At 69.6% G+C, this 26,289-nt stretch carries 25 protein-coding genes and 2 pseudogenes; 11 read left to right on the top strand and 16 right to left on the bottom strand.

Annotation, left to right across the window (positions count from 1 at the left end):
• Nucleotides 1-67: 67 nt before the first annotated feature.
• The 4 genes from RUR49_RS25005 to RUR49_RS24990 form a co-directional block, all read right to left on the bottom strand.
• The gene (locus RUR49_RS25005) at nucleotides 68-1,057 is read right to left on the bottom strand and encodes an ABC transporter substrate-binding protein (RefSeq protein ID WP_409149271.1); all 990 of its coding nucleotides are present in this window, start codon (nucleotides 1,055-1,057) and stop codon (nucleotides 68-70) included.
• 48 nt (nucleotides 1,058-1,105) lie between these two features.
• Nucleotides 1,106-2,125 carry an ABC transporter permease gene (locus RUR49_RS25000; protein WP_409149338.1) on the bottom strand — a complete coding sequence of 340 codons (1,020 nt, stop codon included), beginning with the start codon at nucleotides 2,123-2,125 and terminating at the stop codon, nucleotides 1,106-1,108.
• 104 nt (nucleotides 2,126-2,229) lie between these two features.
• Entirely contained in the window at nucleotides 2,230-3,159 is a 930-nt protein-coding gene (locus RUR49_RS24995; protein WP_409149270.1) for an ABC transporter permease, read from the bottom strand.
• The gene (locus RUR49_RS24990; RefSeq protein ID WP_409149268.1) at nucleotides 3,149-3,976 is read right to left on the bottom strand and encodes an ABC transporter ATP-binding protein; all 828 of its coding nucleotides are present in this window, start codon (nucleotides 3,974-3,976) and stop codon (nucleotides 3,149-3,151) included. Before RUR49_RS24990 ends, RUR49_RS24995 begins: the two co-directional genes overlap by 11 nt.
• Nucleotides 3,977-4,221: 245 nt before the next feature.
• On the opposite strand from RUR49_RS24990, the gene rutR reads away from it, so the two are divergent.
• Nucleotides 4,222-4,899, top strand: a complete 678-nt coding sequence (gene rutR / locus RUR49_RS24985) for an HTH-type transcriptional regulator RutR (protein WP_409149266.1) — start codon at nucleotides 4,222-4,224, stop codon at nucleotides 4,897-4,899.
• Between the two features lie 187 nt (nucleotides 4,900-5,086).
• Here rutR and preA read toward each other — a convergent pair whose 3' ends face one another.
• Genes preA through RUR49_RS24970 form a run of 3 tightly spaced genes read right to left on the bottom strand, consistent with a single transcriptional unit; the run spans nucleotide 5,087 to nucleotide 8,352 of the window.
• Nucleotides 5,087-6,397 (bottom strand): NAD-dependent dihydropyrimidine dehydrogenase subunit PreA, encoded by a 1,311-nt coding sequence (gene preA, locus RUR49_RS24980; protein ID WP_409149264.1) that lies wholly within the window; start codon nucleotides 6,395-6,397, stop codon nucleotides 5,087-5,089.
• 14 nt (nucleotides 6,398-6,411) lie between these two features.
• Nucleotides 6,412-6,987 carry a hypothetical protein gene (locus tag RUR49_RS24975; RefSeq protein WP_409149262.1) on the bottom strand — a complete coding sequence of 192 codons (576 nt, stop codon included), beginning with the start codon at nucleotides 6,985-6,987 and terminating at the stop codon, nucleotides 6,412-6,414.
• Complete coding sequence (locus tag RUR49_RS24970) at nucleotides 6,988-8,352, bottom strand: NAD(P)-dependent oxidoreductase (RefSeq protein WP_409149260.1); 1,365 nt, start codon at nucleotides 8,350-8,352, stop codon at nucleotides 6,988-6,990. It abuts the gene before it with no gap.
• Between the two features lie 222 nt (nucleotides 8,353-8,574).
• Between RUR49_RS24970 and RUR49_RS24965 the strand changes: the two genes are divergently transcribed.
• The 5 genes from RUR49_RS24965 (at nucleotide 8,575) to RUR49_RS24945 (ending at nucleotide 11,973) form a co-directional block, all read left to right on the top strand.
• Entirely contained in the window at nucleotides 8,575-9,627 is a 1,053-nt protein-coding gene (locus RUR49_RS24965; protein ID WP_409149258.1) for a hypothetical protein, read from the top strand.
• Between the two features lie 99 nt (nucleotides 9,628-9,726).
• The gene (locus RUR49_RS24960) at nucleotides 9,727-11,022 is read left to right on the top strand and encodes a hemolysin family protein (protein WP_409149256.1); all 1,296 of its coding nucleotides are present in this window, start codon (nucleotides 9,727-9,729) and stop codon (nucleotides 11,020-11,022) included.
• A complete protein-coding gene (locus RUR49_RS24955) occupies nucleotides 11,019-11,348 on the top strand; it encodes a hypothetical protein (protein WP_409149255.1) in 330 nt (109 codons plus the stop codon). Before RUR49_RS24960 ends, RUR49_RS24955 begins: the two co-directional genes overlap by 4 nt.
• A gap of 68 nt (nucleotides 11,349-11,416) precedes the next feature.
• Entirely contained in the window at nucleotides 11,417-11,626 is a 210-nt protein-coding gene (locus RUR49_RS24950; protein WP_409149253.1) for an antitoxin MazE family protein, read from the top strand.
• Entirely contained in the window at nucleotides 11,623-11,973 is a 351-nt protein-coding gene (locus RUR49_RS24945; protein WP_409149251.1) for a type II toxin-antitoxin system PemK/MazF family toxin, read from the top strand. The genes RUR49_RS24950 and RUR49_RS24945 overlap by 4 nt, the downstream gene beginning before the upstream one ends.
• Nucleotides 11,974-11,976: 3 nt before the next feature.
• Here the strand turns inward: RUR49_RS24945 and choV are convergent, their stop codons facing one another.
• The 4 genes from choV to RUR49_RS24925 form a co-directional block, all read right to left on the bottom strand.
• On the bottom strand, nucleotides 11,977-13,164 hold the full coding sequence (gene choV / locus RUR49_RS24940) for a choline ABC transporter ATP-binding protein (protein WP_409149250.1): 1,188 nt from the start codon (nucleotides 13,162-13,164) through the stop codon (nucleotides 11,977-11,979).
• Between the two features lie 3 nt (nucleotides 13,165-13,167).
• Complete coding sequence (choW, locus tag RUR49_RS24935) at nucleotides 13,168-14,019, bottom strand: choline ABC transporter permease subunit (RefSeq protein ID WP_409149248.1); 852 nt, start codon at nucleotides 14,017-14,019, stop codon at nucleotides 13,168-13,170.
• A gap of 191 nt (nucleotides 14,020-14,210) precedes the next feature.
• Entirely contained in the window at nucleotides 14,211-15,206 is a 996-nt protein-coding gene (locus RUR49_RS24930) for a choline ABC transporter substrate-binding protein (protein WP_409149246.1), read from the bottom strand.
• 235 nt (nucleotides 15,207-15,441) lie between these two features.
• Nucleotides 15,442-15,588 (bottom strand): hypothetical protein, encoded by a 147-nt coding sequence (locus tag RUR49_RS24925; RefSeq protein WP_409149245.1) that lies wholly within the window; start codon nucleotides 15,586-15,588, stop codon nucleotides 15,442-15,444.
• On the opposite strand from RUR49_RS24925, the gene betB reads away from it, so the two are divergent.
• The 4 genes from betB to RUR49_RS24905 all read left to right on the top strand — a co-directional run bounded on the left by betB (nucleotide 15,575) and on the right by RUR49_RS24905 (nucleotide 21,411).
• Nucleotides 15,575-17,653 carry a betaine-aldehyde dehydrogenase gene (gene betB / locus RUR49_RS24920; protein WP_409149243.1) on the top strand — a complete coding sequence of 693 codons (2,079 nt, stop codon included), beginning with the start codon at nucleotides 15,575-15,577 and terminating at the stop codon, nucleotides 17,651-17,653. The genes RUR49_RS24925 and betB overlap by 14 nt on opposite strands.
• A gap of 8 nt (nucleotides 17,654-17,661) precedes the next feature.
• Nucleotides 17,662-19,326 (top strand): choline dehydrogenase, encoded by a 1,665-nt coding sequence (betA, locus tag RUR49_RS24915; RefSeq protein WP_409149242.1) that lies wholly within the window; start codon nucleotides 17,662-17,664, stop codon nucleotides 19,324-19,326.
• A gap of 68 nt (nucleotides 19,327-19,394) precedes the next feature.
• Complete coding sequence (locus tag RUR49_RS24910) at nucleotides 19,395-20,780, top strand: APC family permease (RefSeq protein WP_409149240.1); 1,386 nt, start codon at nucleotides 19,395-19,397, stop codon at nucleotides 20,778-20,780.
• A gap of 67 nt (nucleotides 20,781-20,847) precedes the next feature.
• Complete coding sequence (locus RUR49_RS24905) at nucleotides 20,848-21,411, top strand: type 1 glutamine amidotransferase domain-containing protein (protein ID WP_409149238.1); 564 nt, start codon at nucleotides 20,848-20,850, stop codon at nucleotides 21,409-21,411.
• Nucleotides 21,412-21,484: 73 nt separating this feature from the next.
• Here the strand turns inward: RUR49_RS24905 and RUR49_RS24900 are convergent, their stop codons facing one another.
• The gene (locus RUR49_RS24900; protein ID WP_409149236.1) at nucleotides 21,485-22,348 is read right to left on the bottom strand and encodes a Hint domain-containing protein; all 864 of its coding nucleotides are present in this window, start codon (nucleotides 22,346-22,348) and stop codon (nucleotides 21,485-21,487) included.
• A gap of 375 nt (nucleotides 22,349-22,723) precedes the next feature.
• Entirely contained in the window at nucleotides 22,724-23,203 is a 480-nt protein-coding gene (locus RUR49_RS24895; RefSeq protein WP_409149234.1) for a hypothetical protein, read from the bottom strand.
• Between the two features lie 68 nt (nucleotides 23,204-23,271).
• Here RUR49_RS24895 and RUR49_RS24890 point away from each other — a divergent pair, with 68 nt between their 5' ends.
• Nucleotides 23,272-23,445, top strand: coding sequence for a hypothetical protein (locus tag RUR49_RS24890; RefSeq protein WP_409149232.1), 174 nt, complete (start codon nucleotides 23,272-23,274; stop codon nucleotides 23,443-23,445).
• 179 nt (nucleotides 23,446-23,624) lie between these two features.
• On the opposite strand, the gene RUR49_RS24885 is transcribed toward RUR49_RS24890, so the two are convergent.
• From RUR49_RS24885 to RUR49_RS24875, 3 genes and pseudogenes are all read right to left on the bottom strand, one after another.
• The gene (locus RUR49_RS24885) at nucleotides 23,625-24,104 is read right to left on the bottom strand and encodes a hypothetical protein (protein ID WP_409149230.1); all 480 of its coding nucleotides are present in this window, start codon (nucleotides 24,102-24,104) and stop codon (nucleotides 23,625-23,627) included.
• Between the two features lie 106 nt (nucleotides 24,105-24,210).
• Nucleotides 24,211-24,906 (bottom strand): annotated as a pseudogene (locus tag RUR49_RS24880) (electron transfer flavoprotein subunit beta); the annotation flags it as partial.
• Between the two features lie 222 nt (nucleotides 24,907-25,128).
• Nucleotides 25,129-25,974, bottom strand: a pseudogene (locus tag RUR49_RS24875) (electron transfer flavoprotein subunit alpha/FixB family protein); the annotation flags it as partial.
• Between the last annotated feature and the right edge of the window lie 315 nt (nucleotides 25,975-26,289).

Genomic DNA, 26,289 nt, shown 5'->3' with positions numbered 1-26,289 from the left:
AGGACCGCCGCGCCGCAGGCGCGGCAGGTGGGGGCCCGTCAATCCAATGACGACGCCCCCGCCCCCCTCACTTCATCGCGTCGTACACCGCCGTCGAGGTCGCCCCCTCCGGCTTCTTGGTGATCACCGGGTCGGAGCCGCCGGACATCAGGATCGCGACCGTGCGGTCGAAGTCGGCCGGGTCGAGCTTGCCGTTCGCTTCGGTGTCCAGAAGCTTGGCAATCTCGCCCATCATCCGCTTCTGGTGGGCCTCCGTCTGGGCGCCCGACGCGTCGTTCTCGAGCACGATCATCGCCGCCTCGTCGGGGTTCTGGCGCGCGTAGTCCCAGCCCTTCATCGACGCCTTCACGAACTTCGCCATCTTCTCCACGAAGGCCGGGTCCTTGAGGTTGTCCTCCATCACGTAGAGGCCGTCCTCCATCGTGCCCTCGCCCTGCTCGTCATACTTGAAGACGACGAGGTCCTCGGGCTTGAAGCCGGCGTCGATCACCTGCCAGTACTCGTTGTAGGTCATCGTCGAGACGCAGTCGGCCTGCTTCTGGATGAGCGGGTCGACGTTGAAGCCCTGCTTGATGACGGTGACGCCGTCCGGGCCGCCGTCGGTCTTGAGGCCGAGCTTCGACATCCACGACAGGAACGGATACTCGTTGCCGCCGAACCAGACGCCGAGCGTCTTGCCCTTGAAGTCGGCCGGCGAGGTGATGCCGGTGTCCTTGCGGCAGGTCAGCATCAGGCCGGACTTCTTGAACGGCTGCGAGATGTTGACGAGCGGCACGCCCTTCTCGCGCGAGGCGAGCGCGGACGGCATCCAGTCGATGACGACGTCGGCGCCACCGCCGGCGATCACCTGCGGCGGGGCGACGTCCGGGCCACCCGGGTTGATGGTGACGTCGAGGCCTTCCTCGTCATAGAAGCCCTTCTCCGCCGCCACGTAGTAGCCGGCGAACTGGGCCTGGGTGACCCACTTCAGCTGCAGCGTCACCGGGTCGGCCGCCTGCGCCGTGCCGATGCCGAGCGCGAGTGCGATGCCTGCTGCGATGGCCGTTCTCGTCGTCATGTCCACGTCCTCCACCAAGATGAGACGAAGTCCCCGGGCCGGCGCCCTCTATCGCCGGTACGAGGGGTGCCAGAAGGTCACGGAGCGCTCGAGGAGCGCGACCAGACCGTAGAAGGCGGTGCCGGCGACCGCGGCGACCGCGATCTCGGCCCACACCATGTCGAGCGCCATGCGGCCGGCCTCGATCGAGATGCGGAAGCCCATCCCGACCGTCGGCGTGCCGAAGAACTCCGCGACGATGGCGCCGATCAGCGCGAGCGTCGAGTTGATCTTCAGCGCATTGAAGATGAACGGCAACGCCGCCGGCAGCCGCAGCTTGACGAGCGTCGTCCACCAGGAGGCGGCGTAGGAGCGCATCAGGTCGCGCTCGAGCGTGCCGCTCGCCGACAGGCCGGCGACCGTGTTCACCAGCATCGGGAAGAAGGTCATCACCACGACGACGGCGGCCTTCGAGTGCCAGTCGAAGCCGAACCACATCACCATGATCGGCGCGATGCCGATGATCGGCAGGGCCGAGACGAAGTTGCCGAGCGGCAAGAGCCCCTTGCGCAGGAACGGCACGCGGTCGGCGAGGATGGCGACGAGGAATCCGGCGGCGCAGCCGATGACGTAGCCCGACAGCACACCGCGCACGAAGGTCTGGACGAAATCGTCGGCGAGGATCGGCAGCGACACGGCGATGCGGGCGCCGACCGCCGACGGCGGTGGCATCAGCACCGGCGAGACGCCGAAGCCGACGACCACCACCTCCCAGAGGAAGAGGAGGAAGGCGCCGAAGATCGCCGGTACGGCGATCGAAGCCGCCCGCTGCGCCGCCGGCGTGGCGAAGCGATGGGCGGCGAGCGCGTCGTTCGCCACCCAGGCGGCGAGCCACAGGCCGACGACACCGAGCCAGAAGTCGAGGTCGGCGCGGCCGGCGACCACGTCGAGGTGGACGGTGAAGAGCGCGGCAGCGCAGCCGGCGACGAGGAGCGCGAAGACGATCGCCAGCCGCGGCCCGTCGAGCCGCCGCGTCGCGCCGATGGCGCAGAGCAGCCCGCCGATGGCGAGCCGCAGCACCGCGAACATCAGCAAGGGCGTGCCGGCCACCTCGACGCCGGTCGGCAGGAAGGCCGAGAGCGCCAGCAGCGCGCCGGCGAGGATCCAGACGACGGAGCGGCCGCGCGTGACGGTCATCGCCGCGCCCCCATCGCCTTCAGCGTCACCCGCTCGGCGAGGCCGACGAGGGCGACGAGGCTCGCGGCGAGCGCCGCGGCGACGAACAGGGCCGCCCAGATCTGCACGGTCTGGCCGTAGTAGGAGCCCGACAGCAGCCGCGCGCCGATGCCGGCCTGGGCGCCGGTCGGCAGTTCCGCGACGATGGCGCCGACGATGGCGATGGCGATCGCGACCTTGAGGCTCGCGAACAGGAACGGCACCGAGGCCGGCAGGCGCAACTTCCAGAAGGTCTGCGCCTTCGACGCCGAATAGGTGCGCATCAGGTCGAGCGAGAGCACGTCGGGTGACGTCAGCCCCTTCACCATGCCGATGGTGACCGGGAAGAAGCAGAGATAGGTCGAGATGATCGCCTTCGGCACGAGGCCCCTGAGGCCGATCGAGCCGAGCACGACGATGACGATCGGCGCGATCGCCAGGATCGGGATCGTCTGGGACGAGATGATCCACGGCATCAGGCTCTTGTCGAGCGAGCGCATGTGGACGATCAGCACGGCGAGCACGATGCCGAGGATCGTCCCCATGACGAAGCCGAGCAGCGTCGAGGAGAGCGTCACCCAGCCGTGGTAGACGAGGCTGCGCTTCGACGTCGGGTCGACGTCGATGACCGTCTTCTTCAGCTCGACGAGGATCTGGTGCGGCGCCGGCAGCAAGGGTCGGTCGTGCGACAGCGTGGCGGCGACGAGGTCCTCCGTCGTGTAGGCGGTGCCGGCGCGCTCGAAGCCGTCGCGGACGATGCCCGCGTTGAGCGCCACGGCGGCGACGTACCAGAGCACGACGAGGATCGCGACGATGACGGCGACCGGCAGCACCGCGTCGAGCGGCCCGGAGCCGGAGCGCCGCGCCGGTGCGGCACGGGACGCGTGCGTCGCCGCCTCAGTCGCCATAGGCGTGCCCTGCCCGGAGGCCCGCGCGGACGCGGTGGGCCACCTCGAGGAATTCCGGCGTCTCGCGGATGTCGAGCGTGCGGTCGCGCGGGAAGTCGCAGGCGATGACGTCGATGATGCGCCCCGGCCGCGGCGACATCACCACGATCTTGGTCGACAGGAACACCGCCTCCTGGATCGAGTGGGTGACGAACAGCACCGTCTTGCCGGTCTTGTCCCAGAGGCGCAGCAGGCGCTCGTTCAGGTGGTCGCGGACGATCTCGTCCAGCGCCCCGAAGGGCTCGTCCATCAGCATCAGCGCCGGGTCGAAGGAGAGCGCGCGGGCGATCGAGGCGCGCTGCTGCATGCCACCGGAGAGCTGCCAGGGGAACTTGCGCTCGAAGCCGGCGAGATCGACGAGTTCGAGCTGCTTGCGCGCCCGCTCCGCCCGCTCGGCCGCCGGCAGGCCGATGATCTCGAGCGGCAGCATGACGTTCTTCTCGATCGTCCGCCACGGATAGAGGGCGGGCGCCTGGAAGACGTAGCCGTACTGGCGGGCGAGGCGCGCCGCCTCCGGCGTCAGGCCGTTGACCAGCACTGTGCCGGCGCTCGGCTGCTCGAGGTCGGCGACGACGCGCAGGAAGGTGGTCTTGCCGCAGCCGGACGGGCCGATGAAGGAGACGAACTCGCCGGCGTGCACGTCGAGATCGACGTCGGAGAGCGCGAACACCGGGCCGTCGGCGGTCTCGAAGGTGAGCGACAGCCCGCGCGCCTCGATCACCGGCCGCCCGGCCCCCGCCGCCGCTGCACCGCCCCCCGCGCTCGTCTCGGTCCGCATCGCTTCCTTCACAATCCGCCCGTCCCGCTGTCCCGGAGCCGCCACCCCCGCCGCCATCCGGTTCCGCAGGCGCCGGCCATCGGGCCGGAGGCGGATCGCAAGGCGTGTGCCATGCAGGCAAGATAGCGTGATCGGCCGTCGCTGCGCGAGCGATGCGCGCCGATCGGCCGGCGGCGATTTGACCGGCTGGGCAAATCTTGGGCACCATCGCGCCGGATGCGGGCACGGCGGGGCAAGAGGGCGGGATGGAGGGTCACGAAGTCAAGGGCGCGGGCGGTGCCGTCGAGGTGACTGAGGGCGAATCGCCCGCCGGTCCGCGCAAGACGCGCATCGGCGAGGCGAACGCCGTGCGCATCCTCGACGCGGCGCTGAATGTGTTCTCGACGTTCGGCTACCACGGTGCCCGCGTCGAGCAGATCGCGGCCGCCGCCGGCATGTCGAAGCCGAACCTGCTCTACTACTTCCGCTCCAAGGACGCGCTCTACACCGCCGTGCTGGAGCGCACCCTCGACATGTGGCTGGAGCCACTGCGCGGCCTCGACGCCTCCCGCGACCCCTTCGACGCGCTGCCCGAGTACATCGCCAACAAGCTCGAGGCCTCGCGGCGCGACCCGGCCGCCTCGCGGATGTTCGCGATGGAGATCATCCAGGGCGCGCCGCATCTCTCCCCCGTGCTGTCCGGCCGTCTCAAGTGCCTGGTCGACGCCAAGGCGGCGATCATCGAGCACTGGATCGCCGAGGGGCGGATGGCGCCGGTCGATCCGCGCCACCTCCTCTTCTCGATCTGGGCGACGACGCAGCACTATGCCGACTTCGCCGTGCAGGTGCGGGCGGTGGCGGGCTCCGACCTCTCCGACGACGACTTCCACCAGCGCACGCTCGCTTCGCTGTTGACGATCCTGCTGGGCGGGCTCAGGCCCTGACGCGTCCCTCCACGCTGGTGGTGGAGCGTCCCTCCCCTGCCAGGGGGAGGGACAGACCGCGCAGCGGTCAGGGTGGGGCCTGTCAATCCGGAGCACGACGGCCGAGGTAGTCATCCGGATTGACGGGCCCCCACCTGCCGGCTCCGCCGGCTGTCCTCCCCCCTGGCAGGGGGAGGACAAGAAAACTTCACTCAGCCGCCTCGCGGACCGCCGGGTTGTTGGGGTGCCTTGTCCAGTCGAGGTGGGAGCCGTCGACGAGACGGCCGGTGCGGCGGTCGACCTCGTTCATCAGCGGCACCATCTCGATGCAGTGCTCGATCGGGCAGACCGTGGCGCAGAGGTTGCAGCCGACGCACTCCTCGTCGATCACCTCGAAGTGGCGCACGCCGTCCTTTTGCGACGTGATCGCCTGGTGCGAGGTGTCCTCGCAGGCGATGTGGCAGCGACCGCACTTGATGCAGAGGTCCTGGTCGATCCGCGCCTTGACGGCGTAGTGCAGGTTGAGGTGCTGCCAGTCGGTGACGTTCGGCACGGCGCGGCCGCGGAAGTCCTCGATGGTGGCGTAGCCCTTCTCGTCCATGAAGGTCTCGAGGCCGGAGATCATCTCCTGGACGATCTTGAATCCGTAGACCATCGCCGCGGTGCAGACCTGCACGGTGCCGCAGCCGAGCGAGATGAACTCGGCTGCGTCGCGCCAGGTCTCGATGCCACCGATGCCGGAGATCGGGATGCCGGCGGTGCCGCGCGAGCGGGCGATGTCGGCGACCATGTGGAGCGCGATCGGCTTCACCGCCGGGCCGCACATGCCGCCGTGCGTCGCCTTGCCGTCGGTGTGCGGGTTCGGCGCCATCGCGTCGAGGTCGACGCCCATGATGGAATTGACGGTGTTGATGAGCGAGACGGCGTCGGCGCCGCCGCGCACCGCCGCCTGAGCGGGGTTGCGGACGTCGGTGACGTTCGGCGTCAGCTTGACGATGACCGGCAGCCGCGAGTGCAGCTTGCACCACTCCGTCACCATCTGCACGTACTCGGGCACCTGGCCGACGGCCGCGCCCATGCCGCGCTCGGACATGCCGTGCGGACAGCCGAAGTTGAGCTCGATGCCGTCGGCGCCGGTGTCCTCGACGCGCGGCAGGATGCGCTTCCACGCGACCTCCTCGCACGGCACCATCAGCGAGACGACCATCGCCCGGTCCGGCCAGCGCCGCTTCACGGCGGCGATCTCGGCGAGGTTCACCTCGAGCGGCCGGTCGGTGATGAGCTCGATGTTGTTGAAGCCGATGACGCGCCGGTCCGGCCCGTGGATGGCGCCGTAGCGCGGGCCGGAGACGTTGACGATCGGCGGCCCCTCCTCGCCGAGCGTCTTCCAGACGACGCCGCCCCAGCCCGCCTCGAAGGCGCGCTCGACGTTGTAGGCCTTGTCGGTCGGCGGCGCCGAGGCGAGCCAGAACGGGTTCGGCGAGCGGATGCCGGCGAAGGTGACGGACAGATCGGCCATTTTGGCGCTCTCCCTTATATCAGCCTGCAGAATGACACCAAGCCCGTCTTCTCAACTAAAACAGTGTATCTCGAAACTTCCGCTGACACACCGACAATATATCGACATCTTACTTGCCTTGATGCCTGAATATTACCTTCGACACCGCTATCTGCTATCACAACTTTTACGATAGAAACATCCTCATAGCCGGTAGACAAATCGCTATAGTGGCGCAGCACGAAATCAACAAACAGATCCCCCGCGCCCGCAGTCAGCTCAAACACCTCATGAATAGCGATAATCGCTGCGGAATCCCTATCTATACTATATTCATCATAAATCGATGACACCTTGCTAGTGATACTATCATAAATCGACTTCCATTCCGGCCAATTTTCTTTAATTGTCTTGGGAGCGGAAAAAATTGCAAGAGCCAACGCCGCAGCATTCGCGCAGCTGAACAAAATCGTCGGCAATGAGGCTCCAAGGCCAGCATCCACTAGCTGAACGTCAAAGGACGGCGGCGCTACACTCCCGGCCAAACTAAAGTCCGACGAAAGCAGATCGTCGTCCTCGGCCCACTTTCGATTGAGTGCCAGAACCTGCATTTAAGCAGCCACAATTTCCATGCCGCCGCGCAGCTGCCGGTCGATGGCGCGGGCCGCCTGCTTGCCGTCCTCGACCGCCACGACGGTGAGGTCGGAGCCGGCGGCGACGCAGTCCCCGCCGGCGAAGACGTCCGGCAGCGAGGTGCGGCGCTCGTCGTCGATGACGATGCGGCCGTGGGCGAGCTCGAGATCGTGGCCGAGCACCTCGGGCAGGAAGGTCTGGCCGATCGCCTTCAGCAGCATGTCGGCGGACAGCTCGAAGCGCTCGTTGGTGTCATAGACGTGGCCGCCGTCGACGCCGGTGACGGCGACGTGGACGGCGTGCAGCTGGCCGTCCCGGTCCTCGAGTTCGACGACGCGGGCGTAGTGGCGGATGGTGACGCCGTGGGTCAGCGCCAGTTCCTGCTCGAAGCGGCTCGCGCCCATCTCCGCCGGTCCACGGCGGTAGACGATCGTCACCTCTTCGGCGCCGAGCTTCTTCGCCTGCACGGCGGCGTCGATCGCCGTCATGCCGCCGCCGATGACGACGACGCGGCGGCCGACCGGCACCGTGTCGAGGCGGCCGTCCGCCTGCGCCTGGCGGAGGCGGGCGATGAAGTCGATCGCATCGACCACGCCGGAGATGCCGCCGTCGTGGAAGCCGAGGTGATTGACGCCCTGCAGGCCGAGCCCGAGGAAGACCGCGTCGTATTCGGCCCGCAGGCCCGCGAGCGTCACGTCGCGGCCGAGCGCCTTGCCGGTCTCGACCGTGATGCCGCCGACCGACAGGAGCCAGTCAACCTCGCGCTGGGCGATGTCGCCGGTCGCCTTGTAGGAGGCGATGCCATACTCGTTCAGGCCCCCGGCCTTCTCCCGCGCGTCGAAGATCGTCACCTCGTGGCCGGCGAGCGCCAGGCCATGGGCGCAGGCGAGGCCGGCCGGGCCGGCGCCGACGACGGCGATCTTGCGGCCGGTCGGCGCCGCGCGGCGGAAGATCGGCCGCATCTCGTCGATGACGAGGTCGGTGGCGTAGCGCTGCAGCCGGCCGATCTCCACCGGCTCGTCGGCGTCGGCATTGCGCACGCACGCCTCCTCGCAGAGCGTCTCGGTCGGGCAGACGCGGGCGCACATGGCACCCAGCGGATTGGCCGAGAGGATCGTCTTCGCCGAGCCGAGCCGGTTGCCGGTGGCGATCTGGCGGATGAACAGGGGAATGTCGATCGAGGTCGGGCACGCCGTCTGGCAGGGTGCGTCGTAGCAGAACAGGCACCGCTCGGCGGCGAGCCGCGCCTCGTGCGGCGTCTGTGCCGGATGCAGGTCGGCGAAATTGACCGCGTACTCGGCGGACGCCAGGCGTCCGCCCCGGATGTCCGGTGCTGCCGTCATGCCATCGTCTCCACCGCGTCCCGTCCGTTTTCGGATTCGGCGACGCCCTCTGGGTGTCTTCGGTGAGCCCCGCCCGCGGGCACTGCCCGTTGCGGCGTCAGGCTGAAATTTTGACCATCTGATCAAACCGTCTCGCCGCTGTCAACGGATGAGAGGCGTTCCAAAGTGGTTGCGACGTGGCGATGGCGGGACAATCGCGCCGGGCGCCCCTATAGAGGGGCGATGCGCCACGTGATCCCCGCCCTCCTGCTCGCCACAGCCCTCGTCGTTAGTCCGGCCAGGGCCGCCGACCCGCCGATCCCCATCAAGGTCGTGGTCGTCACCGCCTTCGAGATCGGCAAGGACAAGGGCGACATCCCCGGCGAACTGCAGCTCTGGACCGAGCGCCTGCCGCTCCCCGAGGTCCTGCCGTTCCCGCAGGGCAACCACCGCCTGCGCTACAATCCCGACCTCGGCGTGCTGGCGATCGTCACCGGCGAGGGCACGGCCCATGCGAGCGCCTCGATCACCGGTCTCGGCATGGACCCGCGCTTCGACCTCTCCCAGGCCTACTGGGTGGTGGCCGGCATCGCCGGCGGCAATCCGGAGCGGATGTCGGTCGGCTCGGCGGCGTGGGCGCGCTGGGTGGTCGACGCCGACCTCGCCTACGAGATCGACGCCCGCGAGATCCCGGCCGACTGGACGACCGGCTACGTGCCGCTCGGCCGGACCGAGCCCTACCAGGAGCCGCGGCCGCCGACCGGGGCGACCCGCTCGGTGTTCAAGCTGAAGGAGAGCCTCGTCGCCTGGGCCTTCCGCGAGACGCGCAACATCCGCCTTGCCGACGACCGTGCGCTCCGCCGGGCGCGGCGCGGCTACGAGGACTATCCGGCCTCCCAGACGCCACCGCGGGTGATGCGTGGCGACACGCTGTCCGGCTCGACCTTCTGGACCGGCAAGCGCCTCAACCGCTGGGCCGGGCGCTGGGTGCGCTACTGGACCGAGGGCCGCGGCGACTTCACCACCTCGGCGATGGAGGACACCGGCACGCTGACGGCCCTGACGCAGCTCGCCCGCGCCGGCAAGGTCGACCGCGACCGCGTGCTGGTGCTGCGCGCCGCCAGCAACCACACGCTTCCCCGTCGCGGCGAGACCGCCGCCGAGCACCTGGCACAGAACGCCGACGAGACCAGCTTCTCCGCCTACGACGCCGCCATCGAGGCCGCCTACCGGGTCGCGAGCCCGGTGGTGCGCGCGCTCGCCCGCGGCGAGGGCCCGGCCGACGCGCCACCCTGACGCGGCCGCGAGAGCCGGGGCCGCGGCGGCGGCTTTTTGCACCTGCCGCCCGCAGACCCCATACTAGCCTCCGCGCCACCACCAGGCCCCTCACACACCATGTTGTTCTTCGAGATCGCCGTCGTCTTCGCCCTCACGTTCGTCAACGGCGTGCTGGCGATGTCGGAGCTCGCCGTCGTCTCGGCCCGCAAGGCGCGGCTGGAGGGGATGGCCGCCGACGGCAGCCGCGGCGCCCGCGCCGCGCTCCGGCTGAAGGAGGACCCGAGCCGCTTCCTCTCGACGGTGCAGATCGGCATCACGCTGGTCGGCATCTTCGCCGGCGCCTTCTCCGGCGCCACCCTCGCCGACCGCCTCGGCCACGTGCTTTCCGACGTCCCGGCGATCGGCACCCGCGGGCCGGAGATCGCCTTCTTCGTCGTCGTGGTCTGCATTACCTATCTGTCGCTCGTCATCGGCGAGCTCGTGCCGAAGCGGCTGGCGCTCGCCAACCCGGAAGCGGTCGCCACCGTCGTGGCGGGGCCGATGACGCTGCTGTCGAAGGTGGCCGCACCGATCGTCTGGCTGCTGCGCACCTCGACGGAGGCGATCCTGCTCCTGTTCGGCCGCCGGTCGCAAGGCGACGAGACGGTGTCCGAGGAGGAGGTGCGAGCCCTCATCGCCGAGGGCGCCGAGACGGGCGTGTTCGCCGTCGAGGAAAGGGCGATGATCGAGGGCGTGCTCCGCCTTGCCGATCGCAACGTCCGCGCCCTGATGACGCCGCGCAACGAGATCGTCTGGCTCGACCGCAACGCCCCCCGCGAGGAGATCGCGCGGGTGCTGTGCGCCCACTCGCACTCCCGACTGCTCGTCTGCGATGGCACCGTCGACGAGGCGGTCGGCGTCGTCCACACCAAGGCGATGCTGGCCGCCGTCATGGAGGGCCGCCCGCTCGATCTCGGGGCCCTCATGCAGCCGCTCGTGGCCGTGCCGGAACAGACACCGGTGCTGAACCTGATCGACCAGTTCAAGGCGAGCGGCGCCCATATGATCGTCGTCGTCGACGAGTACGGCACCACCGAGGGCATCGTCACGCCCACCGACGTGCTGGAGACGATCGCCGGCGACCTGCCGGAGGCGCACGAGGCGGAGGACCCCGACATCGTCGAGCGCGCCGACGGCTCCTGGCTCGTCGACGGGCTGACGCCGGTCGACGAGTTCCGCGACCGGCTCGGCGTGCGCGGCATCGGCGGCGGCGACTATCACACCGTCGCCGGCCTGGCGCTCGAGAAGCTCGGCCGCATCCCGGCGGCCGGCGACTGGTTCGAGCACGCCGGCTACCGCTTCGAGATCGTCGACATGGATGGCCGGCGGATCGACAAGCTGCTGGTTCAGGTCGCGGCCGCGGAGGAGACGTGAGCGTGCCGAGTCTCGCCGCGCTGCAGCCGGTGCCCAGCCACTTCCGGCGCCTCTGGCGTGCCGAAAGCCCGCTGCGGCGCGTGCTTCTCGTCGACATGCTGGTCTGGGGGACGCTGCTCAACCTGTGCGCGGGCGGCATCGCGCTGACGCTGATCGCCCACGACGCCCCGGACTGGGCGGCACTCGCCGCCTTCCTGGTGCCGCTCCCCTACAACCTGTTCCTGTGCGCCGCGGTCTGGCGGGCCTCCGGCACGGGCCACGCGGTGCTGACGACGGGCGCGCGGGCGCTGGCGATCGTCTGGCTCGGCGGCGTGTTCATGTTCTGACGGTGGCGTGACTTGCCCGGCTGCGAGCGCCCGACTATGTTACATGTAACGCAGAGCGGAGCGGCGACATGACGGCGCCTTCGAGGCCAAGGGTGGAGGCGCACCGGCAGCGACGGCGTGCGCAGGGCCTGCGGCTGGTGCAGATCTGGCTGCCCGACACGCGCACCGACGCCTTTCGAGCGGAGGCAAGACGGCAGTCCGAAGCCGTCGCGAGGAGCCCGTCCGAGCGCGAGGACCAGGCGTTCATCGACGCGGTGTCGGATTTTTCCGGGACATGAGGCGAGGCGAAATCTGGACGGTCGCCGCGGCCGGCGACTACACCGGAAAGCCTCGCCCGGCCGTCGTCCTGCAGGACGACGCCTTCGCGGCGACGGCATCGGTCACGATCTGCGCATTCACGTCGGATCCGCTCGATGCGCCGTTCCTGCGGCTTCTCGTCGAGCCCGACGATCGGAACGGCCTGCGCCAGCCGAGCCGGCTGATGGTGGACAAGATCACGACCGTGCCACGCGCGCGCCTCGGTCAGAAGATCGGGCAGCTCGACGCAGACGACCTCTCCCGTCTGAGCCAGGCGGCAATCGTCTTCCTCGGCCTCGCTGGCACCGGCCCAACGAGCGCCGGCTGATCCTCAGTTCTGCCCGCGCCGCAGCAGACCGCGGTAGATCTCCTCGTCGCCGCAGAGACCGGCGAGGCGGCCGAGCTGGTCGACCAGCAGGATCGGGTGCGCCGTCTCCTGCTTCAGCACGATCGCCGACTTCAGCGACAGGTCGACCGGGGCGATCAACACCTCGGCGGCGCGAACGGCGTCGGTGACGTTTCCCTCGGGGTCGCAGTGCGCGATGGTGCCGACGCGGCCGTCGAGTGAAACCGAGATCGGCCGGTCCTCGGCGTCGACGGCGACGCGGATGCGGCCGCCGCGGTCGACCAGCACCGCGCCATCCTCGCGCACCAGCGAGGCCGCCGGGGTCATCACCGAGGTGCCGCGCAGCACGTTGAGCGGGTTCATGTGCTTGACGAACTCGGCGACGTAGTCGTTCGCCGGGCGCAGCAGGATGTCTTCGCCGGTACCGCACTGGACGATGCGGCCGCCCTCGAGAATGGCGATCTTGTTGCCGAGCTTCAGCGCCTCGTCGAGATCGTGGCTGACGAACAGGATGGTCTTGCGCAGCTTCGACTGCAGATCGAGGAGCTCGTCCTGCAGCTTGTCGCGGATGAGCGGGTCGAGCGCCGAGAACGGCTCGTCCATCAACAGGATCTCGGCGTCGGTGGCGAAGGCCCGGGCGAGTCCGACGCGCTGCTGCATACCGCCGGAAAGCTCGTGGGCGTGCTTGTCGGCCCAGTTCGACAGGCCGACGAGGGCGAGCTTCTCGTCGACGATGCGCTTGCGCTCGGCCGAGCCGACGCCGCGCAGCTCGAGTCCGAAGCCGACGTTCTCGCGCACCGTCCGCCACGGCAGCAGCGCGAACTGCTGGAACACCATCGAGACGGTGTGCATGCGCAGATCGCGCAGGGTGGCCTCGTCGCAGCTGACGACATCGACGGTCTTGCCGCCGTGTTCCACCAGCACGGCGCCGCGCGCGACCGTGTTCAGCCGGTTGACCGCCCGCATGATCGTCGACTTGCCGGAGCCGGAAAGCCCCATCAGAACGCAGATCTCGCCGCGCTCGACGCCGAGGCTGACGCCGGCAGCACCCAGCACGGCGCCGGTCTCGGCGAGGATCTGGTCGCGGGTCGCCCCCGCGTCGACCATCGACAGCGCCTTCGCCTGTTCCTTGCCGAAGATGATGTCGATGTTCTGGAACTCGACGGCCGGCATGGCTCAGCCTCCCTTCCGGCGCGTCTCGGGACGCTTGAAGACGCGGTCGAGGACGATCGCCAGAATGACGATGGCGATGCCCGCCTCGAAGCCCATGGCGACGTTGACGGTGTTGAGCGCCCTCAGCACCGGCACGCCGAGGCCGTCGGCGCCGACGAGGGAGGCGATCACCACCATCGACAGGCTGAGCATGATGCACTGGGTGACGCCGGCCATGATCATCGGCAGCGCGTAGGGCAGCTCGACCTTGTAGAGGAGCTGCCGGTTGGTGGCGCCGAAGGCCTTGCCGGCCTCGACGAGCTGCGTCGGCACCGACGAGACGCCGAGATGGGTGAGCCGGATCGGCGCCGGCACCGCAAACACCACCGTCGAGATCAGGCCGGGCACGACGCCGAGGCCGAACAGCACCAGCGTCGGGATCAGGTAGACGAAGGTCGGCAGCGTCTGCATCAGGTCGAGGACGGGCCGCATCGCCTGATAGAGCCAGGGCCGGTGCGCCGCCGCGATTCCGATCGGCACGCCGATGAGGACGCTCACCACCGTCGCCCAGATCACCAGCGACAAGGTCTCGAGCGTGCGCTCCCAGTAGCCGAGATTGGCGATGAACAGGAGCCCGAGGAAGATGAACACCGCGAGCCAGATCGAGCGGTGCAGCAAGTAGGCCGCGACCGTGATGATCGCCATCAGGATGATCGGCGGCACCCACAGGAGGCCGGCCGTCGTGCCGTTGATGAGGACACTCAGAACCAGCGAGATGGCGTCGAACAGCCACTCGAAATTGTCGGTGAGGAAGGTGATGAAGGCCGCGATCCACCGGCCGACGGGGATCTTGTGGTCCGTGATCCAGTCGTACATGGGCGCCCACCCCGAATGGCTCGCGACCGTCCTCCCCCTGCCAGGGGGGAGGACAGCCGACCGCAGGTCGGCAGGTGGGGGCCCGTCAACGGGGGTGGCACGTCAAAGACGGGCCCCACCCTGCCGGCTACGCCGGCTGTCCCTCCCCCTGGCAGGGGAGGGACGAAGGCACCCAATCCGCGAGGAACGCCTCAGAGGCCGAGGCTCGCCTTCACCGCCGGCAGGCCGGGCTGGCCGTCGAAGGTGGTGACGCCGGCGAGCCAGCCGTCGAGAGCGGCCGGGTTCGCCTTCAGCCAGTCCTTCGCGGCCTTGGCCGGATCCTCGCCGTCGTTGAGGATCTTGCCCATCACCTCGTTCTCCATGGGGAGCGAGAACTTGAGGTTCTTCACGAGCGCGCCGACGTTCGGGCACTCCTCGAGGTAGCCGGCGCGGACGTTGGTGTGGACGGTGGCGCCGCCGTAGTTCGGGCCGAAGACGTCGTCGCCGCCATCGAGGTACTTCATCTCGAAGTTGGCGTTCATCGGGTGCGGCTCCCAGCCGAGGAAGACGATGTCCTCCTTGCGGCGGGTGGCGCGGGCCACCTCGGCGAGCATCCCCTGCTCGCTCGATTCCACCACCTGGAAGCCGTCGAGGCCGAACTGGCCACCGCTGATCATCTCGAGGATCAGCCGGTTGCCGTCGTTGCCGGGCTCGATGCCGTAGATCTTTCCCCCGAGCTTGTCCTTGAACTTGGCGATGTCGGCGAACGACTTCAGGCCGGCGTCATAGGTGAAGGCCGGCACCGCCAGCGTGTACTTGGCGCCCTCGAGGTTGACGCCGACCGTCTCGACCGACTTGTCCTCGAGATAGGGCTTCAGGTCGGCTTCCATCGTCGGCATCCAGTTGCCGAGGAAGACGTCGATGTCCTTGTTCTTCAGCGAGGCGTAGGTGACCGGCACGGCGAGGATGGTGGTCTTCGGCTCGTAGCCGAGGCCCTCCAGCACCGTCGAGGCGAGCGCCGTGGTGGCGGTGATGTCGGTCCAGCCGACGTCGGCGAAGCGCACGACCTTGCACGCCTCGGGGTCGGCGGCGTCGGCCGGAGCGGCCGTCACGACGACGGCGAGCGACAGCGCCGCGGCGGCGAACGCCCGACGGGTCAGGATGCTGCTGCGGAACGAGAACGTGCTGCGGGAAGAGCTGATCGACATGCCTGCTGGTCTCCCTCTCCGCCGGCGGCGCTTCGCGCTCGTGCCGGCAAACCCCTCGAACCCGGCCCCGGCGACGCCTCCCGCGAGACCCTCCGCACGCACAGCGGCGAGGGCCGTCACGGTGACGGCATCGACGGACGCGGCCTCCACCAGCCGGGTCCATTGAACGGCTATTCAATGCCCTTCCCGCGCCGTTGTCACGCACTTTTTTCGACTTGTTCCAGCCCGAAAACGCTCATAATTTGGCCAGTCCGGCGATCGGCGCGGGGGCAACCCCGGCGCTGACGACCGGGCCATCATCGGCGGCATCCGTCTGCGCGGGGGCCGCCTGCTTGAACGACCAATCAAGGGATGCGAGGCGGGTCTTGTTGCGGATCGCCACCGAGGACGACCGGCGCCTCCAGCTGATCGAGGCGACCATCGAGACGCTGGCCGAGGTCGGTTTCGGGGCGACGACGCTCGCTCTCATCGGCCGGCGCGCCGGCGTCTCGCCCGGCCTCGTCTCGCATTATTTCGGCGACAAGGACTCGCTGCTGGAGGCGACGCTCAGGCACATGGCGAGCCGCGTCGGCCGCGCCGCCGGCCGCAGGCTCGCGAGCGCCCGCACGCCGCACGAGCGGGTGCGCGCCGTCATCGAGGCGAACCTCGCGCCGGAGGAGTTCGACCGCCGCACCGGCTCGGTCTGGCTCGCCTTCTGGGGCCAGGTCATCCACTCGCAGCGCCTGCGCCGCGTCCAGGTCGTCTACCAGAAGCGCATGCTGTCGAACCTGCGCCATGCGCTGCGGGCGCTGGTCTCGTCCGCCGACGCCAAGCGCATCGCGGTGGCCACCGCCGCCATGATCGACGGGCTTTGGCTGCGCGCCACCCTCTCCGACACCCACGAGACCGACAGCACCGCCGCGCGCGCCATCGCCGTCGCCTTCGTCGATTCCTCCGTTGAGGCCGCCCTGAAGGCCGGCTCCCTCCCCGCTCCGAGGCCGACCCGCATGTCCAGCATCATCCGCAACCACGTCGGCGGCCGGCCGATCGACGCTGCCGAACGCCAGACCTTCGAGACCATCAACCCCGCCACCGGCGAGGTGCTGGCCGAGGTCGAGATCGCCGGCGCCGCCGAGGTTGACGCCGCGGTCGCCGCCGCCCGCGCCGGCCAGAAGCTCTGGGCCCGCATGACCGGCACCGAACGCGGCCGCGTGCTGAAGCGCGTCGCCGACCTGCTGCGCGCCCGCAACGACGAGCTCGCGCGGCTGGAGACGCAGGACACCGGCAAGCCGATCCAGGAGACCTCGGTCGTCGACGTCATCTCCGGCGCCGACTGCATCGAATACTATGCCGGCCTCGCCGCCTCGCTCGCCGGCGAGCACATCGACCTCGGCCCGTCGGCCTTCGGCTACACCCGCCGGGAGCCGCTCGGCATCGTCGCCGGGATCGGTGCGTGGAACTATCCGCTGCAGATCGCCTGCTGGAAGTCGGCCCCCGCGCTCGCCTGCGGCAACGCGATGATCTTCAAGCCGGCCGAGCTCACCCCGCTCACCGCCGTCAAGCTCGCCGAGATCATGGCGGAGGCCGGCGTGCCGGACGGCGTCTTCAACGTCGTGCAGGGCTTCGCCGACACCGGCCGCCTACTGACGCGCCACCCCGCCATCGCCAAGGTGTCGCTGACGGGCGAGGTCGGCACCGGCATGAAGGTGATGGCCGACGCCGCCACGACGCTGAAGCAGGTGACGCTCGAGCTCGGCGGCAAGTCGCCGCTGATCGTCTTCGAGGACGCCGACCTCGACAATGCCGTCTCCGGCGCGCTGCTGGCGAACTTCTACTCCGCCGGCGAGGTCTGCTCGAACGGCACGCGCGTCTTCGTGCACCGCTCGGTGAAGGCGGCGTTCCTCGAGAAGCTCGTGGCGCGGGTGAAGAAGATGGTCGTCGGCGACCCGCTCGACCCGAGGACGCAGGTCGGCGCACTGATCTCGGCCGGCCACATGGAGAAGGTGCTCGGCTACATCGAGAAGGGCGTCGCCGAGGGGGCGCAGCTCGCCGTCGGCGGAAAGCGCGTCTCCGCAGGCGCCCTCGCCCGCGGCGCCTTCGTCGAGCCCACCGTCTTCGACGGCTGCGAGGACGGCATGGCGATCGTGCGCGAAGAAATCTTCGGACCCGTCATGACGGTGCTCGCCTTCGACAGTGAGGACGAGGTGATCGAGCGCGCCAACGCCACCGAGTTCGGCCTCGCCGCCGGCGTCTTCACCCGCGACCTCACCCGCGGCCACCGCGCGGTGGCGGCTCTGGAAGCGGGCACCTGCTGGATCAACCACTACAACATCACGCCGATCGAGCTCCCCTTCGGCGGCGTCAAGCGCTCCGGCCTCGGCCGCGAGAACGGCAAGGCTGCGATCGAGCACTACACGCAGCTGAAGAGCGTCTACGTGGCCCTCGCCCCCATCGACGCGCCGTACTGAGAAGTCCGATGCAGGCCGACACCTACGACTTCATCATCGTCGGATCCGGCTCGGCCGGGTCCGTGCTGGCGGCCCGGCTGACCGAGGATGCCGGTGTCAGCGTGCTGGTGCTGGAGGCCGGCGGCGGCGACGGCTCGGTGTTCATCCAGATGCCGAGCGCGCTGTCGATCCCGATGAACATGCCGAAGTACAACTGGTTCTACGAGAGCGAGCCGGAGCCCGGGCTCGGCGGCCGCCGCCTGCACACGCCGCGCGGCAAGGTGCTCGGCGGCTCGTCGTCGATCAACGGCCTCGTCTACATCCGCGGCAACCCGCTCGACTTCGACGGCTGGGAGGAGCAGGGCGCCAGCGGCTGGGGCTACCGCCACGTGCTGCCCTACTTCAAGCGCGCCGAAACGCGCGCGGAGGGCGGCGACGAGTATCGCGGCGCCGACGGCCCGCTGGGCACTCGCTACGGGCAGCTGAAGAACCCGCTCTACCGCGTCTTCGTCGAGGCGGCGCAACAGGCGGGTTATGCCGAGACGGAGGACGTCAACGGCTACCGCCAGGAAGGCTTCGGGCGGATGGACATGACGGTGAAGCACGGCGTCCGTTCCTCCGCGGCCAACGCCTACCTGAAGCCCGCGATGAAGCGCCCGGGCCTGCGCGTGCTCACCGGCGCGCTCGCCACCCGCGTGACGTTCGACGGCCGCCGCGCCACCGGCGTCCAATATCGCCGCGGCGGCGCCGAGCATCTCGCCACCGCCCGCCGTGGCGTCATCCTCGCCGGCGGGCCGATCAACTCGCCGCAGCTTCTGAAGCTCTCCGGCGTCGGCCCGGCGGCGGAGCTGCAGTCGCACGGCATCGGCGTCGTCCACGACTTGGCCGGTGTCGGCGAGAACCTGCAGGATCATCTGGAGTTCTACTTCCAGGTCGCCTGCACGCAGCCGATCACGCTCTACTCATCGATGAACCCGCTGGCGAAGGCGCTGATCGGCATGCGCTGGCTCGCCTTCAAGGACGGCCTCGGCGCCACCAACCACTTCGAGACCTGCGGCTTCATCCGCTCGCGCGCCGGCATCCGCTATCCCGACATCCAGTACCACTTCCTGCCGCTCGCCGTGACCTATGACGGCCAGGGACTCGCCTCGGAACACGGCTTCCAGGCCCATGTCGGCCCGATGCGCTCGAAGAGCCGCGGATGGGTCCGCCTGCGCTCGCCCGATCCGCTGGAGAAGCCGCGCGTCTTCTTCAACTATCTGAGCCACCCCGACGACATGGTGGAGATGCGCGCCTGCGTGCGCCTCACCCGCGAGATCTTCGCCCAGGCCGCCTTCGACCCCTATCGCGGCCGCGAGCTGCAGCCGGGCGCCGACATCGTCACCGACGAGGCGATCGACGCCTTCGTGCGGGCGAAGGTCGAGAGCGCCTACCATCCCTCGTGTTCCTGCAAGATGGGCAGCGCCAGCGATCCGATGGCCGTCGTCGACCCCGCCACGATGAAGGTGCACGGCCTCGAGGCCCTGCACGTGGTGGACTCCTCCATCATGCCGCAGGTCACCACCGGCAACCTCAACGCCCCCACCATCATGATCGGCGAAAAAGCTTCCGACATCCTCCGCGGCCGGCCGGCGCTGGCCCCCTCCAACGCCCCCTACTTCGTGGCGGAGGGGTGGGAGGAGCGGCAGCGGTAGCAACCCGCACCCCCCAATCCCGCCGATGTGCTATCGCCGTCGCATAGGGTGGAGCGCGGGGGCGCGGGATGGGTGACGACGCGGCGACGACGGGGACGACCGGTACGACGGCCTCCGAGGCGGCTGGGCTGCGCCGGTCCGTCGGGTTCGTCGGCATGCTCGGGCAGTCGGTGGCCGGATTGGCGCCCTCGACGACACCGACCATCAACATCGCCCTCGTCTTCGCCGCCGCAGGCTCCGCCTCCTGGCTCGCCTACCTGATCGGCACCGTGGCGGTGCTGCTCGTCGCCCTCACCCTCGTGCCGTTCGCGCGGCGCTTTGCCGGCGCAGGCTCCCTGTCGGAGTTCGTGGCGCACGGCCTCGGCCCCAACGCGCGGCTCGTCACCGCCTGGGCGCTGCTGCTCGCCTATCTCGCGGTGCCGGTCGCGACGCTCGCCGGCTGCGCCGCCTACCTCGAGGCGATCTTCAAGATGGCCGGGCTGTCCGTGCCGACGGTGGTGCTGGTCGCCGTCGCCGGCGTCGGCGCAGCGGCGCTGGCGCTGCGCGACGTGCGGGTGTCGACGGTCCTGATGCTGGCGCTCGAGGGCCTCTCGATGCTGCTCGTCACCCTGCTCGGCTTCGCTATCCTGTCGCGCCAGGGCATCGCGGTCGACCTCTCCCAGTTCAGCCTCGACGGCGTCTCGATGGCGGGTATGAACAGTGCTCTCCTGATCTGCGTCCTGAGCTTCGTCGGCTTCGAGGCGGCCGCCTCGCTCGGCGGCGAGGCACGGCGGCCGCTCGTCGACATCCCCCGCACGCTGCTGCTGGCACCGCTGATCACCGGCGTCTTCTTCGTGTTCTCCGCCTACGTCATCGTGCTTGGCTTCGACCGCTACGACATCGCGGTGGCGACCGAGAGCGCTCCCCTCGACCATCTCGCCCGCGCCCTCGACCTGCCGGGGCTCGGCCTGCTGGTCTCGGTCGGCGCGGCGATCAGCCTGTTCACCTGCGTGGTGGCGACGCTCGTCGCCTCCTCCCGCGTCGCCTATGCGCTGGCGAGCCGCGGGGCCCTGCCGGCCGTCCTCGGGCGGCTCGACCCGGTGCGCGGCGCGCCGTCGATCGCGGTCTGGGTGGCGGTGGTGATCGGTCTCGGCTTCAGCCTGACGCTCACGTCATTTGCCAGGCCGCTCGACGTCTACGACTGGTTCGGCACCTTCTCGACCTTCGGCTGCATCCTCGCCTATGGCCTCACCGCAATCGCCATGCCGATCTTCCTGCGGCGCGAGGGGCAGCTCAGGCCCCATCATGCGATCGTCGCCGCCCTCGCCCTCGCGGTGCTCGCCTACGTCCTCTACGGCTCGGTCTGGCCGGTGCCGCCGGCGCCGCTCGACGTGCTGCCGTGGATCTTCGTCGGCCTGATGGTGCTCGGCGTCGGCGGCTCCGTACTGCTCGGCCGCCGCGCCGGGCGCGGCTGAACGCCGCCGGAACCTCCCGGCACCCGTCGCGTTGGCACGGCGGGAGGGGCAACCGGAGTTTTCAGCCATGACCGACATCACGTCCGCCAAGATCCTCATTCTCGCCACCGACGGCTTCGAGCAGTCGGAGCTGATGGTGCCGCTCGAGAAGCTGCGCGAGGCCGGCGCCACCGTCGAGGTTGCCTCGCCCGACGGCCGGCCGATCCGCGGCTGGAACGACAAGGACTGGGGCGAGCGCGTCGATGCCGACCGCCGCATCGCCGACGTCGATCCCGCCGCCTATGACGCGCTGGTGCTGCCGGGCGGCCAGATCAATCCCGACGTGCTGCGCGTCGACGCCGATGCCATGCGCGTCGTCAAGGCGATGGTGGCGAGCGGCAAGACGGTGGCCGCGATCTGCCACGGCCCGTGGCTGCTGGTGGAGGCCGGCGCCGTGCGCGGCAAGCGCGTCACCTCCTACAAGTCGATCCGCACCGACATGGAGAACGCTGGCGGCCGCTGGGTCGATGAGGAAGTGGTCGTCGACGGCGGGCTGATCACCAGCCGCAAGCCGGACGACCTGCCGGCCTTCGTCGCGAAGATCATCGAGGAGGTCGAGGAAGGCCGCCACGAGCCGCGCAAGGTCGCCTGAGGGCGCACCTCTCCCCGCATTAGGCGCACCAGGACGCCCGCTTCGGCACTCCGCCGTGGCGGGCGTCGCCGTTTCAGGCGGCGCGGGCGACGTCCAGGCCGAGCCGCGCCCGGAGCGCCTTCGGCAACTGACGGGCGGACTTGACGCGTGGCTGGTCCATCTCCGCGATCGTCGCGGCTTCGTCGCCGTAGCGCACCGCGTAGTCCGCGAAGTTGTCGAAGCGGCGCCGCGTGACGTTGTCGACGAAGGTCTCCGCCGGCACGCCCTCGGCGAGGATCAGCGAATGGTCCTCGAGCTCGACGTGGAAGTAGGTGAAGCGCTCCGGCATAGCCGTCTCGCGGACGATCGTCGTGTCGTTGACCAGGGCGCCGGCCTGCACGAGGACGCCCTCGAGCAGGAGCGCGTGGTCCGGGGAGACGAGGAGGTCGTGCGTGGGGAGGCCCTCGCCGAGGGCGCCTGCGCTGATGCGGATCGGGAAGGTCCGCAGCGGGTCCGCGAAGGTGCTCGCCACCGTCTGCCGACCGACGAAGCGCACCGGGGCAACACGCCCGTCCGCCGTCAGCACGAGATCACCGATCTCCAGGCTCTCGATTGCGGCCGATCCGCCGGGAGTGGCGATCCGCGTGCCGGCGAGAAAGCAGACGACGAAGTCGGCCGTCGAGTACACGATCGGCGCCGACGGAACGGTGGCGTCGTTGGTGATGTAGCGGTAGGTCGAGCCGCCCAGCACGCCGATCCAGCCGCCGTCAAGATGGCCGAGATAGACGAAGTTGTAGGTGTTGGAATTCGACAGGTCCGTGACGACGATCGTGTCGCCAACCGAAAAATCTCCGCTCGACGACGTCTGGACGTCGAACCGGCCGTTCCAGGCCGTTACCGTCTGCGTGCCCTCGTTGAGGGTCACGTTCCAGAGATAAAGAGCCTCGTAAGTCGCCACCTGATCCCCCGATCCATCGTCAACCGAAAATCACACCCCACAGGGTGACTGACCCGCCCCGGGACATCGGCGTCGCGCCGGCGACAAGGCAAACGCGACGCGGCCGGTTGCGCGGCCGGCATCTCACGTTCAGCGCCGATTGCCTGCGGCTGGCGGCCATTGCGCCGGTCCCTCGCCGCCTGCGAGCCTCGCGCGACCCTCCGTCCGCTGGCTTGCGCGAAGCTTGCGGAGCCGGTCGAGGGCCGAAGGGCCCATCTGGGGGCCCGACGATCGGGCCGCCTCGGATCGAGGTTGGCAGCCCCACGGGTACGACGCGGCGGGACCGCCGCGCCTCGATTGTTCAGACGCCTCCGCGCAGCGCCGAAGCAGCATCCCCTACTCGATCGTCCCGCCGAGCATGCACTGCCCATTGCTGGGAGTGCCGGTCCCAACGACGTAGATGAACAAGACGGCGCCTGCGGGTACAGTGACGGGGTTCTTGTATTCCAGGACCGCTGTTTCGTCCCCGCCGTCGATCACGCTCGAGACTTTTGAGAAATAGCCCGCCTGGTTGCTGAAATCGTTGATGATCACTGCGCCGATGCGAACGACGCCGGCGGTCACGCTGACGCCGCAGTTGATCCACTCGATCGTGCGGGTCTTGTTACCCTTCTTGCCGAAGTTGAAGGTGCAGACGCTGCCGCCGCACTCGCTGCCGGCGCGCGCGCTGTAAGGCTTCGGATCGCCCGCTGCGGCAGGGCCGATGGTCTCGCTGCTCTTCACCTTGGTCTTGCCATCGAGGACGTTGGCAGCCGCCGGCCCTGCGGCCAGAACGAGACCAACGGCGATTGCTGCTGCGATTTTGCTGGTCATCATGACTGTTCTCCCTCTTCTGAGCGGCGGCACGCGGCTCGCCGTGAGAGGAAGATGATCACAGCCGTTCAATGATCGCCGTGATTACCGTCACGCAAAACACTTTGGGCCTGCTCAGTTTGTCTTCGGCGCTACGACGCCGATGCCACGAAGACGGCAAGGATCTCGCGGACGCCCTCGGCGGGATCGGGGTCGACGATGAGCCGCAGCGGCCCACGGACATCGCCATCCCGCGGCTCGTGTGAAGCTGACGGCACTCATGGGCCGGCGACAGCGCCACGCCCGGGCCGGTGATCATCATGGATATCGATACGCCACTCCGTGAGAAAACGCAGCGGGAACGCCGCCCCTTGGGGCGGCGCTTCCCGCGCGAAGTCTTGCTGCATTCTCAGACCGGCTGCTTGGTCCGTCTGGCAGCCTGGCACTACTGGATCGTGCCGCCGAGATTGCACTGGCCCCCATTCGCACTGCCGGACGTCAATACATAGACGAACAGCGTGTCGCCTGCGTCGACCGTCACGGGATTCTTGTACTCTAATATTGCGTACTCGGTTGCCCCCGCTAAAGCTCTCGAGATTGCAGCAAAATAGCCTTCTTGATTGTCAACGCTATTTATGATAACTGTACCTACAAGTGTAGTTCCATTATTTGTCGATATGCCACAGCTAAACCAGTCTATCGTGCGCGTTTTATTGGCTTTCTTGCCAAAATTGAAGATACAATTGCTCGCGTCGCATTCGGCCAGCACCTTGGCGCCATAGGGCTTGGGGTCCCCCGGCGCGGCGGGGCCGATCTTTTCGCTGCTCTTCGCCTTCGCCTTGCCGATGAGAACATCGGCCGTCGACGGGCTCGCGACCAGAGCGAGCCCTAAGGCGATTGCAGCGGTGATCCTGCTGGTGGCCATGACGGTTCTCCATCGTGTTGCCGGCCACCCCAGCCGTGAGAAGGAAGATGCCCGCAACAGCCGGACGGCCGCTGTGATCACCGTCACGCAAAACGCCTGCGACGGGTCACTTCGTGATCGGCGCCACGACGCCGATGCCGCGCAGGAAGGCGAGGATCTCGCGCGCCGCCTCGTCGGGTGACGGATCAACGATGAGCCGGCCGCCGCCGCCCGCCACCTCCGTTGCCGCCTTCAGCCGCTCGGCCGCCGAGCCGGCGGTCGAAGCGCCCGTGATCAGCCGCGGGCGGCGTCGCCACGGCCGCTCCTCGACGGCAAGCGGCGGCTCGCCCGCTGCGGCCGCGACCGTCAGCGGCACGAGGCGCCCTCGCCGCACAGAGGCAAACGCGAAGGGGCGCGGTGGCGGTGCCGCCGGGTGCACCGTGACGACGACCGGCAGCGTCACGCGCACCCGCCGGCGGGCTCCGCGCGGCAGCGCCTGCTCGACGACGAGCACGTCCGGCCGCCCCTGTTCGCGCGCGAGCGCCACCGCGTCGGGCACGATCGGCAGGCCGAGCGCCGCCGCCAGCCGGTAAGGCAGTAGCCCGCTGTCGTCGCCACCGACGCCACGGCGGCCCATGAGCACAAGATCGACCGGCGCGCCGGACAGCGCCGCCACCAGCGCCGGCAGCGGATTGGCGTCCGCCGACCCGGCGACGACGCCGACCGTGTCGAGGCCGTGGCCGAGATGGTCGGCCACCACCGCCCCGTCGCCCCCGGCGTGAAGGCCGCTGACGCGGGCGCCGATCGCGAGCGCCAGCGACGTCGCCTGCGCTTCAGCCCGCACCGGCGCCGGCCGGCCGGAGACCGGGTGGCGGCCGGCCGACAGCAGCACGCGGGCTCGCAACGGATCGGGCGCGGCCGCGGCCAGTGTCTCGCCACCGGCCCACCCCACCGTGCCGCCGTCACGCCTCCGGGCTCCGGAGCCCGCACGGCTCCCGGCTCCGTAACCCCCGGGTTCGACGACAGCTGGTACGGCCACCGGACCAGCGGCCGGGGACGGGCCGCGCTCCTCCGCCAGCAGCGCCGCCAGCGCCGGCATCACCGCTTGGGCGTCCGCGACCACCGCGAGCCCCGCCCGCTCGATCATCGCGGCGTGCAGGTCGGTGTTGACCGCCACCACGTGCTCGCATTTCGCCACGCCCTGCAGATGCTGCGGCGCGCCGGCGATACCGAGGGCGAAATAGCAGGTGGCGTCGAGCACCGTGCCGGAGGCGCCGACCTGCCGGTCGCGCGGCATCAGCCCGGCGTCGCAGACAACCCGGCTCGCCCCCGGCGTCGCCCCGAGCGCGGCGACGAGCGCCCGGAAGCCGTCGAAGTCGCTGACGCCGTTGCCCGCCGAGACGACGAAGCCGGCCTCGGCGAGCGGCAGCGAGGCCGGGTCGGCCGGGATCGTCTCGGCGGAGAGGATGCCGCGCGGCGGTTGCAGCGGGAGGTGGCTGGCCGTCGCCGCCTCGCCCCTCGCTTCCAGGCTCTCGGCCGCACTCTCTGCGCTGGGGCCGCGCTGCGCGGTGTCGCTCGCCTCGGCCGCGAGGTCCGCAAGCGTCACCGGCCGCGCCTCGTGCGGGACGCCGGCGTGGGCGGCGACGATGTCCGGCAGCAGCGAGAGGAGCCGCGGCGGCGCCGTGCGCTGCTCCACCCGCCCCGCCTTCGCCGGCCGCGTCACCGCCCGCACGGAGACGCTCTCCGCCCCGGCGAACAGCGGCTCGCCGAGCCCGGCCGCGACGCGCCGGGCGATGTCGCCGCCCGCCGCCGTCTCGGCGAAGACGACGTGCCTGGGCGACAGGGTGCGGATCGCGGCGACGAGGACGGCGGCGCGGGATTCGGGGTCGTAGGAGGCTGGGCCAGAGGCGTCGTCTGGTCCAGAAGCGTTCTGAACGCCGATATCATCGAGAACATCAGCGTCGGGCGCTCCTCCCCCCTCGCGGGGGAGAGCCTGCCCCGGACTTGATCCGGGGGTAGGGAGGGGGGGAGCGGCAAACGCGACGCCGAGATCGGGGCGCCCCCCCTCCCTGCCCTCCCCCTCGAGGGGGGAGGGTTGCGTCGCGATTCTGTTGACTGATTCACTTCCCTCGCCGGTGAGCGACAGCACCCGATCGGCCCCAGCTCCGCCCCACGCGCCGCCATCGGCCAGCACGACAACCGCCCC

The organism is Pseudoxanthobacter sp. M-2 (assembly GCF_046156265.1).
GTDB lineage: Bacteria > Pseudomonadota > Alphaproteobacteria > Rhizobiales > Segnochrobactraceae > CAMDHY01.
The sequence above is the reverse complement of the archived record's forward strand: the minus strand, read 5'-3'. Positions and strand labels throughout refer to the sequence as shown.